Genomic DNA, 11,892 nt, shown 5'->3' on the forward strand with positions numbered 1-11,892 from the left:
CTCTAGGTAAGCATCGGCCCGGGTCATTGCAGGATGCTCCGGTCGCCGGCCGACCCGCGTCTGTTCAACGCGGCGGCTAGCACTTTGGCTTCGGGATGGCTCATCCCGGACTTCTCGGCCCAATCGAGGATCACGGTCATCCCGGTCCAGCGGTCGAAGACCGTCCAGCCGGTGCGATCGCGGCGAATGTCGTAGTGGCCGGCCATCAGCGGCCTCCGAAGCCATGCGGACGCAGATCGACCCTGCGCCCATTGAGATCAGCTGGCCTGCAGTTGCGCCGCCGCGACCTTGCCGCTGCGGGCGTCGCGTTCCAGCTCAAAGCCGATCTTCTGGCCTTCGCGCAGGTCGGTCATGCCGGCCCGCTCCACCGCCGAGATGTGCACGAACACATCGGCGCCGCCATCATTAGGCTGGATAAAGCCGAAGCCTTTTTGGCCGTTGAACCACTTCACTGTGCCGTTTTGCATTGGTCGTCCCTTCCGGACAAAAGTTCTCGCGCCCGGAACGAGCGTGGAGATCAAATTTTCGGAGCGGGTCGCGAAGCGCTGACGTCCAAGTGGTCTTGGCGTCAGCTCTGCTAGGATCGAGCCAAAGCGAGATTTGATAGGCTCTATTATGGGTGCGACAGAGCGGAATTTCAACCTTGATCTGAATTATTCAAGGATGTCTCGCCTCCACGGCAGTGTATGACGGCCGTGCCGCCGCGTTTGACTTGCAAGGCCGCAGCAGGTTGACGCGCCGGTCAGAACCGGCGCGGAGCCTCGTCTTCAGATATCCGCCTGCCAGGCCAAGAATTCCGGACGCTCCAACAGACGCTCGGCATAGGCGCCCGCCGGCCCCGTGTCGCCGAAGCTCGACAGCACCACTCCATAGGTGCGGAAGCGCGTGGCCACGGGTGTGAAGAAGGCATCGACGATGCCGTACTCGGCGCCCGCAAGGTACGGTCCGCCCCAACGCGTCAGCATCTGGTTCCAGAGCGCCACGATCCGGCGGATATCCTTGTGGGTGGCGTCGGAGAGATCGACGACGCGCGGTTCGGCCGCAAGGTCCATGGGGCACTCGCCGCGCAGAGACGAAAATCCGGAGTGCATTTCCGCCGCCGCGCTGCGCGCCTGGGCCCGGGCGGCAGGGTCGGCAGGCCAGAGACCGGCCTCGGGAAACTTCTCAGCCAGATATTCGCAGATCGCAAGGCTGTCCCAGACCACCAGGTCGCCGTCATGCAGGGCCGGCACGAGGCCGGACGGAGAGTGGGGCGAAATCGCCTGCTCTGTTCCGCTGCCTTGCCGGAGCTGGATCAGACGCTCGGTGAAAGGCGCGCCGGTTTTCTTGAGCGCCAGCCAGGGCCGCAGCGACCAGGTCGACCACTTCTTGGTGCCGATGACGAGTTCCATGGCGAGCGCCTCCAAAACAGTGTGATCCGGACCGCCTAATGACCTGCGCGAGGCGCCTGCGTCCAGCCCCGCTCACAACCTCGCGACCCAGCCGGCTTGTCGCTTTCCCGACATCGTCTTCGGCGTAGGGTTGCGCCTGATCTGTTCCATCTGGCGCCGGGTCCTGCCGATCCGGCGATCGCACGAGGCTTCCCCCCGCCCAGCACAAAAGGAGCGATCCATGGGCACGATCACCACCAAGGACGGCGCGCAGATCTTCTTCAAGGACTGGGGCTCGGGCCAACCGATCGTCTTCAGCCACGGCTGGCCGCTCACCGCCGACGACTGGGACGCCCAGATGATGTTCTTCGGCGCCCGGGGCTACCGGGTGATCGCACATGACCGGCGGGGTCACGGTCGCTCCTCCCAAACCTGGGAGGGGAACGAGATGGACACCTATGCCGACGATCTCGCCGCGCTGGTGCAGGCGTTGGATCTGCGGGACGCCGTCCACATCGGCCACTCCACAGGCGGCGGAGAGGTCACCCGCTATCTGGCGCGTCATGGAACCTCGCGCGCAGCCAAGGCGGTGCTGATCGGCGCCGTTCCGCCGCTGATGCTGCGGACCGACGCCAACCCCGAAGGCACGCCGTTGGAAACATTCGATGGTTTTCGCGCCAGCCTGCTCGCCGACCGTTCGGAGATGTTCCGCCAGGTGCCCGAACCCTTCTACGGAGCCAACCGGCCGGACAGCCATGTCAGCCAGGGTTTGAAGGACAAGTGGTGGCTGCAGGGAATGATGGGCGGCGTCAAAGCCCACTACGACTGCATCAAGGCCTTCTCGGAGACCGACTTCACAGCGGATCTGAAGACCATCGACATCCCTGTTCTGGTGCTGCACGGCGACGACGATCAGATCGTGCCGATCGCCGCCTCGGCGCTGAAGACCATAGATCTGCTGCTCCAAGGCACGCTCAAGGTTTACCCCGGCCTGCCCCACGGTATGGCCACCACGCACGCCGACGTGATCAACGCTGACATCCTGGCCTTCCTTCGCGGCGAGCCGCTGACGGAGACCGAGCTTCCCGCAGGCGATCGCCAGCGCCTGTCCGAGCCGGTCTAGGCTTCGTCGCAGGGGCGAAGGGGCGGACGTCGAATGGCGTCCGCCCAGTGTCGCCGGGTGTCGGCCACGGCCCGCTTCATCCGTCCTCGTTGTGCGCCACCTCGCAGCAAAGGAGTTCGCCATGGGCTATGTGGAAGGTTTCGTCACAGCTGTTCCCGCCGCCAACAAGGAGGAGTACCGCCGCCACGCGGCCGCGGCCGCGCCCCTGTTCCGAGAGTTCGGCGCGACCCGCTTCGTGGAGTGCTGGGGTGATGACATCCCCGACGGAAAGGTCACCGATTTCCGCGGCGCGGTGAAAGCACAGGAGGGCGAGGTCGTCGTGCTCAGCTGGATCGAGTACCCCAGCAAGGAGGTCCGCGACGCGGCGAACGAAAGAATGATGAGCGACCCGCGCATGCGAAACATGATGGACAGCATGCCCTTCGATGGCAGCCGGATGATCTTCGGCGGGTTCGCCACCTTGCTCGACGAGTAGGCCGTACCAGCCAGACCGGGAACCCCGCGCATCTGACGCGTTCTAGCACCTGACCTTCCAACGTCAGGAAAACCGCTCATGCTGCGCGCCCTGCTCATCGGCCTTGTCTCGGGAGCCCGGTCCATGACCCCGCTGGCGGTGACGATCGCCGCCCTGCGGCGCGGTCGGCTGCCCGCCGACAACGGCGCGCCGGCGATCCTCGATACGCCACTGGCGTCAGTCGGCATGGCGGCCATGGCGGTGGGCGAGGTCGTTGGCGACAAGTGGGAGAAGGCGCCCGACCGGATCGTGCCGCTCGGCATCGCAGCGCGCGTCATCACGGCGTCGTTCGCCGCAGCCGCCCTGTCGCCACGGCGAGAGCGTGGAGCGGCCATGGCGCTGGCCGCGGCGGCCTCGGTGGCCTCCTCATACGTGACGTGGAAGGCGCGCATGGCGTGCCTGCGTCGCTACGGCCAGACTTCAACGGGCGTTGTGGAAGACGCCCTCACGTTGGCTGCCGCAACCCTGGTGGTCGGCAGCTCGCCTCGTATGCCCGCCCGCGCCTGACGATCAGGCGTCGCGGAGGCCCCAAGCTGCGCCGCTGAGCTGAACTCGGCCTGCTCGCTGGCGCCAACCCGGTCTGGGCGCGTTGTTTCCGCAGAATGAACGATGTCACCTCTTCTGCGCCGCCGGCGGCGCGTCCGGATGATGAACGTCAGCGTCTCGCTGAGATGTTTGAGCAGGCGCCTTCCTTTATGGCGCTGTTGCGTGAGCCCAGCCACCGCATCGTGCTCGCCAATCGCGCCTTCCAGCGGCTGCTGGGGCGCAAGGACCTGGTCGGTCTGACGGCCAGTGAGGCGCTTCCGCCCGAGCTCGCCCAGCTGGCGGTTCAGGCGCTCGACCGCGCCTATCGATCGGGTGAAGCCAGTCACTTCCCCGCCGCCCGGATGCCCGTGCCGCAGACGCCTGAGCTGCCCGCCGGCGAGCGGATCTTGGATGTTGTGCTGCAGCCGATCACAGACGCGAACGGCGCCGTAGCCGGCGTCTTCGTCGACGGCAACGACATCACCGAGCGCCACCTGGCCGAGCAGCGCCTGCAAGGCGCTCTGGCCATCAAAACGGTCGGGATCATCTACTGGGGCGCTAATTTCGGCCTGACACAGGTCAACGACGCCTTCCTCAACATGAGCGGCTTTTCCCGGGAGGAAGCCCTAGGCAAGACGTGGCAGGAGCTCACCCCGCCGGAGTTCTGGTCCGACAGCGAGCGCGCGGTCGAACAGGTCAACACGGTGGGCGAAGCGATCCCGTACGAGAAGCAGTACTTCGGCAAGAACGGCCGCCGTTGGTGGGGGCTCTTCGCGCCTCGCCGGGTCAGCCAGGATGAAGTCGTCGAATTCGTACTCGACATCACCGAGCGCAAGGAAGCTGAGGCGGAGCTGCGTCGCCTTAACGAGACGCTCGAACGGCGTGTGATGGACGAAGTGTCCGGCCGCATGCAGACCGAAGCGGCCTTGCGCCAGAGCCAAAAGCTCGAAGCCATTGGTCAGCTCACCGGGGGCGTCGCACACGACTTCAACAACCTTCTGACGGTGATCCGCGGCTCGGCCGAGATGTTGCGCCGCCCCGACATCCCGCCAGAACGGCGCGCGCGCTACGTCGAGGCGATCGCCGAGACGGCCGAACGCGCTGCGAAGCTGACCAGCCAACTCCTCGCGTTCTCACGCCGCCAAGCCCTGCGCCCCGTGGTGTTCAGCGTCGGCCACCGAGTGGATGCGATCCGAGACATGCTCGCCACGGTGGTCGGCTCGCGCATCGTGCTCACCACCAAGACGGACTGCGAAGTCTGCTATGTTGAAGCCGACCCCACCCAGTTCGACACGGCCATCGTCAACATGGCGGTGAACGCCCGGGACGCGATGGACGGCGCGGGCGAGCTGACCATCGCTGTCGCTCCCGCCACTTCCGTCCCGCGGGTTCGCGGCCACCGTGCGGCGCACGGGGATTTCGTGGAGATCACGGTCACTGACACCGGCGTCGGGATCCCGCCGGAACAGCTTGCGCAGATCTTCGAGCCCTTCTTCACCACCAAGGAGGTGGGGAAAGGCACAGGCCTGGGTTTGTCCCAGGTCTACGGCTTCGCCAAGCAATCAGGGGGCGAGATCTCGGCTGAAAGCCAGCCCGGCGCCGGCGCCACTTTCCGCATGTACCTACCTCGCGTCGCCGCGGCCCAGGAGGCCGCTCAAGAGGAGGGCCACGAGTCCGACGGGGGCTTGGGACGCGGGCACGTCCTGGTGGTCGAAGACAACGAGCAGGTCGGCGCCTTTTCCAGCCAGCTGCTGGCGGAACTCGGCTTTGAAACGACCTGGGCCGCAAACGCCGCCGCTGCGCTTCGGCTGCTGGAGGAGAACAAGGGCCGCTACGCCGCGGTGTTCTCAGATGTCGTCATGCCGGGGATGAACGGCGTTGACCTGGGACGCGAGATCGCTCGCCGCGAACCCGGCCTGCCGGTCATCCTGACCAGCGGGTACAGCCACGTGCTGGCGCAGGAAGGCCGCCATGGCTTCGAACTCCTGCAAAAGCCCTACTCGATCGACGATCTTACCCGGGTGTTGAGGCGCGCGATCGGCCGCGTGAGCAGTCCACCGACGGAGGCGGAGCGCTAAGCCGGCGCCGATCAGCGAGCAGGCGCCGGCGCTCCCACCAGGCCCACCACAGCCTGCAGCAGGTCGTCGGCGCTGTAAGGCTTGAGAAGCAGCACGCCGCCGAGCTCTTTCGCGTCGGGTGCGGCGGCATCGTCGCCTGTCGCCAGGATGATCTGCAGGGCGGGCATGCGCGCCCGTGCTTCGCGCGCCAGGGCGACGCCGGACACGTTCGGCAGCCCAACGTCCGTGAGCAGGATGTCCGCCCGGCAAGCGTCCAGCGCCTTGAGCGCCGACGGAGCGTCGGCTGCTTCCACCACCACGTGGCCAGCCTGAGTCAGCATGTCCGCCGTGCTGGAGCGGATCAGGTCATCGTCCTCCACCACCAAGATGGTTTGACCGGCCGGAGAAGGCGGGTGTGGCCAGCGCGGCGTGCCCTTCTCGGCCCGTTGCTGTTCAGCCACGCGCTGTTGGGCAGCGTTGCCGAGCACGTGGCGCACCTTCCGGGCGAGCTGTTCGCGGCTGTACGGCTTTCCAAGGAGCTCGACGCCCGGGTCCAACCGCCCGCCATGTACGATAGCGTTTTCGGTGTAGCCGGAGGTGAAAAGCACTGCGAGCTGCGGCAGCCGTTCCTTGGCTCTTCGCGCAAGCTCCGGGCTGCGCAGGGGACCCGGCATGACCACATCGGTGAACAGTAGATCGATGGGCAGGCCGCTTTCAACGACGCCCATGGCGCTCGCGGCGTCCCTGGCCTTGAACACGCGGTAGCCGAGCTCGGTAAGGAGCGCCACGGCGGCCTCCCGAACGTCTTCGTCGTCCTCCACGACGAGGACAGTCTCGTCGCCGCCCCGGACCGGTCCGTCGGCTTCGGCCGTGACGACGTCCTCCGCCTCCATCACGCGCGGCAGGTAGATCTTCACGGTCGTCCCCTGACCGACCTCGCTGTAGATCTTGATGTGGCCGCCGGACTGCTTGACCAGGCCGTAGACCATGGACAGGCCCAGTCCGGTCCCCTTCCCTTCGGGCTTCGTGCTGAAGAACGGGTCGAAGACCTTGTCCAGGATCTCAGCTGGCATGCCGTGGCCGGTGTCGGTGACCGCCAGCAGGACGTATTGGCCGGGCTTCACGTCGTCATGCTGCCGCGCATAGACGTCGTCCAGCAGGGCGTTGCCCGCCTCGATGGTGAGCTTGCCATGCCCGTTCATCGCGTCACGGGCGTTGATGGCGAGGTTCAGCAGCGCGTTCTCGATCTGGCCCGGGTCCACCATCGTGTTCCAAAGGCCGCCGGAGATGACCGTCTCCACCTCGATCTCGGAGCCGAGGGTGCGGCGAAGCATGTCGTCCATGCCCTTGATGAAGCGGCCGATGCTGACGACCTTCGGCTCCAGCGGCTGCCGCCGACCGAACGCCAGCAGTTGCTGCGCAAGCTTGGCGCCGCGCGCCACACCGGCGAGGGCGTTCTGCACCCGTGTCTCGGCCCGAGGATTGCCCGCAATGTCGCGCGACAGCAGCTGAAGGTTGCCGGCGATGACCTGGAGCAGATTGTTGAAGTCGTGCGCCACGCCCCCGGTCAGCTGGCCCAGCGCATCCATCTTCTGGGAGCGCACCAGAGCCGCCTGCGCTTCCTGAAGCTGACGCTCCGCCTCTTTTCGCTCGGTTATGTCGCGAGTCACCTTGGCGAAACCGATCACCTCCCCCGCGTCGTCGCGGATGGCGTCGATCACCACATGAGCCCAGAAGGTGCTGCCGTCCTTGCGCACGCGCAGCCCTTCGGCTTCCCAGTGGCCCTCACGCAGCGCCGTCGCCAAGCCCCGAGTCGGCGTGCCGATCTCGCGCTCGCGCTCGGTGTAGAAGCGGCTGAAGTGATGGCCGATGATCTCGTCGGGCGTGTAGCCCTTGATGCGCTGAGCGCCGGCGTTCCAGCTCGCCACCTTGCCTTCGCGATCCAGCATGTAGATCGCGTAGTCGTTGACCCCCTGCACGAGCAGGCGGAACTGCTCTTGCGTTCGCCGCAGGGCCTCCTCGGACTGGCGACGCTCCGTCAGGTCGCGAGTTATCTTGGCGAAACCGACGAGCTCGCCCGTAGGCGATCGGATCGGATCGATGACGACGTGAGCCCAGAACCGGCTGCCATCCTTGCGCAGGCGCCAGCCTTCGCGCTCAAATCGCCCCTCCTTTTCAGCGAGCTCCAGAGCGAGCGCCGGCACGCCTGCCGCGCGTTCCTCCTCGGTGTAGAACCTTGAGAAGTGCTCCCCGATGATCTCGCCGGCGTCGTAACCCTTGAAGCGCGCAGCGCCGGGGTTCCAGCTCGAGACCCGACCCTGCCGATCCAGCATGTAGATTGCGTAGTCGGTGATTGCGTCGATGAGCATGCGATAGCGCGCATCCTCAGTGAGAGACGCCAGGAAGCCTTCTTCTTCGGTCTGCATCGAGCTCTTGAGGTTGGGCGTTCGCCGATAAGCGAGCGCCACGCGCAACTGTTAGCTTGCTATTTGGCGCATTTCGCAGATCGAGCAAGCGGCAATGCAGAAAAACGAGCGCCAGCATCAGGCGTCGTTCAGATCATTCCGCATTTCAGGTGAAATAATAAACGAGGTAAACCCCGGCATACCGGATCGGAACATAGATGATCGTCTCCGCCACTAAGGGTTTCATCCTCGAGTGGACACGCGAGATGCGGCCAAGCCGACATGGAGCTTCGCCAGATGCTCGTCCGGATGCTTTCACCCTCTTCGGATCTGCTCGCGTGATTGGAACTGCAGCCTCTCTGCAAGTGTGTGCTCTCGCCTGTCGAACCAGGCGACGGTGGCCGCACGTCGCGCTCGACGCGGAAGCTCGACCGCCGCGAGTTGTGGACTCTGATTGTCACCCGTGGGAGTGGAGGTGGTGGAACTTGGAGGCGTCGCTTGAAAAGTCGCGTGTACGCAGCCGCTGCCGCCACCGCGCTCCTTGGCGGCTGCTCCGTCACGACTTCGAGCACGCAGGCGGAGCTGACAGTGAGTGGCGCCGCCCCGGCCGTAAGCGCCTTCGTCGCGGACCATGCCAGCCGGCATCGTACAGTCCGAAGCTTCGGCTCGGGCGCAGCCGGTAAGGCCACAGCGACGATCAAGCTGCCGAGCTCCGTCAAAGCGAAAGAGGTGACAGCGCTGATGGAGCGCGCCATTCGCGCTGACCTCAGCGTCACCTACAAGGGGCCGTCTCGCAGCGCCGACCTGGCGCTCAATCTGACCTGACCATCACGTTGCCGAAGCTGACTGGCTCACGATAAGCCGTGGATGTTTGGGTCAGCCAGAAGGGCGGCTGGCCGACCGAGCCGGACTCCATGACCCAAGATTGCGCAAACGTTCGCGTCAGGCCGTTGCAAGCTGCCGACTTGCCGGCCGCTCTCGAGATTCAAGCTGCGATCTACCCAACGTTCCTGCTCGAAGACGAGCCGGCGTTCGCCAGCCGGCTTGACGTGGCCGCGCCCTACTGCCTGGCGGCGACACGGGACGGCGCCCTGGTCGGCTATCTGCTCGCCCATGGATGGCCGAGCGAGGCTCCGCCTCCGGTCGGCACGGTGCTCGCGCGGGAGGCGCCGAGCGAGATCCTGTTCATCCATGACCTTGCCATCTCGACGCCTGAGCGAGGGCTCGGCCTCGGTCGCATCCTTATCTCGCGCGCTTTCGACCTTGCAGCTCGCGACGGGCTGGCCGTCGCCGAACTGATCGCCGTGGAGGGCGCCGCGCCTTACTGGCGACGACTGGGGTTCGCAGATTCCATCGCGCCGCCTCACCTCGCGGCAAAGGTCGCAGGCTACGGGCCGCAGGCGCGCTGGATGACCCGGCGCATTGCGCTTCCAGCTGACGAAAGCCGCGCCGATGCCTGACCGACAAACATCTGCCGGAGCGGCAGCTCAGCTTTCCAGATAGCGCGCCAGCTCGCTGGGGTCGCCCTGCGGGAAGGCTTCCTTGAGATGGTCCAGGAAAGCGGACACCCGCGCACTGAGCAGCCGCTTGGAAGGATAGAGCGCCCACAGCGCGATCTCAGCCCCCTCGACATCGCCCCAATGGACGAGGCGGCCGCTGCCGAGGTCACGGCTGACCAGCGACACGGGGAGCCGCGCAGCGCCGACGCCCGCGAGGACCGCGTCTCGCACCATGATCAACGACGAAAACTGCAGGACAGGCTCGACAGCGATCGATGCGGGCCCCTGCGGACTCCTTACGGCCCAAGCGGGCGCCTGCTCGGCCGCCGTTCGCACCACCGCAGGAACGACTTGGCCGTTGGACGGCCGGGCTACAGACGGGCTCGCCACCACCACTAGACGGTCCCGGAGGAAGACCCGCCCCACCAGGGTCTCGTCGCGACTGGGATTCACCCGGATCACCAGGTCGTAACCCTCCTCCACAGGATCCACGGGCCGATCGTCCGTCGTGACCTCCAGGCGCACAGCGGGGAATTTCAAGGCGAAGTCGGCTGCGAGCTTCCCCATGGCGGTCTGGGAGAACAGCAGCGGCGCGCTGATCCGTAATCGCCCCCGCGGCCGCTCTCCCCCGGAGGCGATTGCGGCCGCCGCCTCTTCGAGTTCGATCAGCAGAGCTCCCGTGCGCTCGAACAGCGCCCGCCCCTCCTCCGTCAACTTCAGATCCCGGCCGCCGCGCTCGAACAGACGAAGATCAAGACTCGCCTCCAGCTCGGCGACGCGCCGCGAAAGCGTCGCTTTCGGTCGCCCGGCCGCGCGCGCAGCTCGTCCGAACCCACCGTAACGAGCCACGAGGTTGAAATCTGCAAGAGCGAGCAGGTCCATCTGTTCCACCAGCGAGACGGTCTGTCCATTTATGCCGTCTTCTGGCACGCCTGTGGATCAGCCATTTCTCCGGATGTCTTCTGACCTTCACCGGAGTGAATTCCATGACCATCCTCGTCACCGGCGCCACCGGCCGCGTTGGCCGCCACGTCGTCCAGCAACTCGTCGCACGCGGCGCCCAGGTCCGCGTCCTCGTCCGTGATCCTGCCAAGGCCGAATTTCCAGCCACCGTCGAAGTATTCAAGGGCGACCTGCTCGACATCGAGGCCCTGCGCACCGCCTTCACCGGCGTCAGCAGCTTGTTCCTGCTCAACGCTGTCTCGGGTGATGAATTCACCCAGGCGCTGGTCACCCTGAACATCGCCCGCGAAATGGGCGTCGACCGGGTCGTCTACCTGTCTGTGATCCACGCCGAGCGGTTCGTGAACGTGCCGCACTTCGCCGTCAAATCAGGCGCCGAGCGGATGCTGCAGCAGATGGACTTCAGCGCCACCATCCTGCGCCCCGCCTACTTCATCGACAATGAGCTGATGATCAAAGACGTCATCCTGAACTACGGGCTCTACCCCATGCCGATTGGCGGCAAGGGCGTGGCCATGGTGGACGCGCGCGACATCGCCGAAGTCGCGGCGATCGAGCTGATCCGTCGCGACCAAGCGCCTGGCAAGCTGCCGGTCGAGACCATCAACCTGGTGGGTCCCGACACGCTCACCGGTTCGGATCTGGCCACTATCTGGACAGAGGTGCTCGGGCGGACGGTCACTTACGGCGGCGATGATCCGAGCGGTTTCGAGCAAAACTCGGCGAACTTCATGCCCAAGTGGATGGCCTACGAGATGCGACTGATGGCCGAGCGCTGGGTGAGCGACGGCATGGTTCCTGAGGTGGGCGACGTGGACCGCCTGACCACGCTCCTGGGGCGTCCGCTGCACACCTACCGGGACTTCGCAGTCCAGCTCGCCGCTGACGCCAAGACGGCGTGAGCGCCCCACCCGCCCTCAAACAAGGAGCAACACCGTGATCTTTTCGACCGCCACCGTCCCGGTGAACCCGGAGGGCGAGCCGCCTCTGAGCCGCGACCAGGTGTGGGCCGGCCTGGAGCTGAAGGCGCGTGACGCCCGCCTCTTCCTGCCGCCGGGCGTCTGCACCCGCTGTGAAGTCGTGGAGGAAAGCGCCACCCACTTCGTGCGGGAAGCCACCATCGCCGGCGCGGACCTCAGCGAGATCATCACCCTCGAGCCGCAGAGCAAGGTGACGTTCTTCCAGGCTTCCGGCCCGCGAGAAGGGGCGATCATCAACGAGCTGTTCGACGACGAGAGCGGCGCGCTTCAGCTTCGCTTCTACTGCTACCTCGGCCTGCGCGGCAAAGCGCCGGGCAGCGCCGAGGAACAGGCCGAGCAGACCCAGTTCGACAGCGAGAACGGCTACAGGGCGGCCCTGCATTCGACGCTCAAGCGCACTCGCGAACTGGTCGCGCAGGGTCGGCTCTGATCGCTCTCGAAAGGTCCGGTTGCAAC

The 11,892-nt window shown here is 66.0% G+C and carries 13 protein-coding genes; 8 read left to right on the forward strand and 5 right to left on the reverse strand.

What is annotated here, in order from left to right; translation table 11 throughout:
* Positions 1-23: 23 nt before the first annotated feature.
* The 3 genes from DJ018_RS00385 to DJ018_RS00395 form a co-directional block, all read right to left on the reverse strand.
* Entirely contained in the window at positions 24-206 is a 183-nt protein-coding gene (locus tag DJ018_RS00385) for a hypothetical protein (RefSeq protein WP_111512830.1), read from the reverse strand.
* 51 nt (positions 207-257) lie between these two features.
* Positions 258-467 (reverse strand): cold-shock protein, encoded by a 210-nt coding sequence (locus tag DJ018_RS00390; protein WP_111512831.1) that lies wholly within the window; start codon positions 465-467, stop codon positions 258-260.
* A 300-nt stretch (positions 468-767) separates the two neighbouring features.
* A complete protein-coding gene (locus DJ018_RS00395) occupies positions 768-1,391 on the reverse strand; it encodes a glutathione S-transferase family protein (RefSeq protein ID WP_111512832.1) in 624 nt (207 codons plus the stop codon).
* 220 nt (positions 1,392-1,611) lie between these two features.
* Here DJ018_RS00395 and DJ018_RS00400 point away from each other — a divergent pair, with 220 nt between their 5' ends.
* The 4 genes from DJ018_RS00400 (at position 1,612) to DJ018_RS00415 (ending at position 5,610) form a co-directional block, all read left to right on the forward strand.
* Positions 1,612-2,493, forward strand: coding sequence for an alpha/beta fold hydrolase (locus DJ018_RS00400; RefSeq protein ID WP_111512833.1), 882 nt, complete (start codon positions 1,612-1,614; stop codon positions 2,491-2,493).
* Positions 2,494-2,614: 121 nt separating this feature from the next.
* A complete protein-coding gene (locus tag DJ018_RS00405) occupies positions 2,615-2,968 on the forward strand; it encodes a DUF1428 domain-containing protein (protein ID WP_111512834.1) in 354 nt (117 codons plus the stop codon).
* 78 nt (positions 2,969-3,046) lie between these two features.
* Positions 3,047-3,514: a DUF4126 domain-containing protein gene (locus DJ018_RS00410; protein ID WP_111512835.1), complete on the forward strand. Its 468-nt coding sequence runs from the start codon at positions 3,047-3,049 to the stop codon at positions 3,512-3,514.
* A gap of 95 nt (positions 3,515-3,609) precedes the next feature.
* Positions 3,610-5,610 carry a hybrid sensor histidine kinase/response regulator gene (locus DJ018_RS00415; protein ID WP_111512836.1) on the forward strand — a complete coding sequence of 667 codons (2,001 nt, stop codon included), beginning with the start codon at positions 3,610-3,612 and terminating at the stop codon, positions 5,608-5,610.
* Between the two features lie 11 nt (positions 5,611-5,621).
* On the opposite strand, the gene DJ018_RS00420 is transcribed toward DJ018_RS00415, so the two are convergent.
* Entirely contained in the window at positions 5,622-8,015 is a 2,394-nt protein-coding gene (locus DJ018_RS00420) for a hybrid sensor histidine kinase/response regulator (RefSeq protein ID WP_111512837.1), read from the reverse strand.
* A 567-nt stretch (positions 8,016-8,582) separates the two neighbouring features.
* On the opposite strand from DJ018_RS00420, the gene DJ018_RS00425 reads away from it, so the two are divergent.
* A complete protein-coding gene (locus tag DJ018_RS00425; RefSeq protein WP_133254187.1) occupies positions 8,583-8,819 on the forward strand; it encodes a hypothetical protein in 237 nt (78 codons plus the stop codon).
* Between the two features lie 140 nt (positions 8,820-8,959).
* Positions 8,960-9,454, forward strand: a complete 495-nt coding sequence (locus DJ018_RS00430; protein ID WP_205853686.1) for a GNAT family N-acetyltransferase — start codon at positions 8,960-8,962, stop codon at positions 9,452-9,454.
* Between the two features lie 27 nt (positions 9,455-9,481).
* On the opposite strand, the gene DJ018_RS00435 is transcribed toward DJ018_RS00430, so the two are convergent.
* Positions 9,482-10,375, reverse strand: coding sequence for a LysR family transcriptional regulator (locus DJ018_RS00435; protein WP_111512839.1), 894 nt, complete (start codon positions 10,373-10,375; stop codon positions 9,482-9,484).
* 104 nt (positions 10,376-10,479) lie between these two features.
* Here DJ018_RS00435 and DJ018_RS00440 point away from each other — a divergent pair, with 104 nt between their 5' ends.
* Both DJ018_RS00440 and DJ018_RS00445 read left to right on the forward strand, forming a co-directional pair.
* Positions 10,480-11,358: an SDR family oxidoreductase gene (locus DJ018_RS00440; protein WP_111512840.1), complete on the forward strand. Its 879-nt coding sequence runs from the start codon at positions 10,480-10,482 to the stop codon at positions 11,356-11,358.
* A 34-nt stretch (positions 11,359-11,392) separates the two neighbouring features.
* Positions 11,393-11,866 carry an SRPBCC family protein gene (locus DJ018_RS00445; RefSeq protein WP_111512841.1) on the forward strand — a complete coding sequence of 158 codons (474 nt, stop codon included), beginning with the start codon at positions 11,393-11,395 and terminating at the stop codon, positions 11,864-11,866.
* Positions 11,867-11,892: the final 26 nt, after the last annotated feature.

The sequence above is a fragment of the Phenylobacterium deserti genome, assembly GCF_003254705.1.
GTDB lineage: Bacteria > Pseudomonadota > Alphaproteobacteria > Caulobacterales > Caulobacteraceae > Phenylobacterium > Phenylobacterium deserti.

Excerpts from the sequence above, each read along its gene's own strand:
- DJ018_RS00435 (WP_111512839.1), bottom strand. The coding sequence starts at position 10,375 with ATGGACCTGCTCGCTCTTGCAGATTTCAACCTCGTGGCTCGTTACGGT.
- DJ018_RS00395 (WP_111512832.1), bottom strand. The coding sequence starts at position 1,391 with ATGGAACTCGTCATCGGCACCAAGAAGTGGTCGACCTGGTCGCTGCGG.
- DJ018_RS00410 (WP_111512835.1), top strand. The coding sequence starts at position 3,047 with ATGCTGCGCGCCCTGCTCATCGGCCTTGTCTCGGGAGCCCGGTCCATG.
- DJ018_RS00390 (WP_111512831.1), bottom strand. The coding sequence starts at position 467 with ATGCAAAACGGCACAGTGAAGTGGTTCAACGGCCAAAAAGGCTTCGGC.
- DJ018_RS00415 (WP_111512836.1), top strand. The coding sequence starts at position 3,610 with ATGAACGATGTCACCTCTTCTGCGCCGCCGGCGGCGCGTCCGGATGAT.
- DJ018_RS00385 (WP_111512830.1), bottom strand. The coding sequence starts at position 206 with ATGGCCGGCCACTACGACATTCGCCGCGATCGCACCGGCTGGACGGTC.
- DJ018_RS00400 (WP_111512833.1), top strand. The coding sequence starts at position 1,612 with ATGGGCACGATCACCACCAAGGACGGCGCGCAGATCTTCTTCAAGGAC.
- DJ018_RS00420 (WP_111512837.1), bottom strand. The coding sequence starts at position 8,015 with ATGCAGACCGAAGAAGAAGGCTTCCTGGCGTCTCTCACTGAGGATGCG.
- DJ018_RS00440 (WP_111512840.1), top strand. The coding sequence starts at position 10,480 with ATGACCATCCTCGTCACCGGCGCCACCGGCCGCGTTGGCCGCCACGTC.
- DJ018_RS00405 (WP_111512834.1), top strand. The coding sequence starts at position 2,615 with ATGGGCTATGTGGAAGGTTTCGTCACAGCTGTTCCCGCCGCCAACAAG.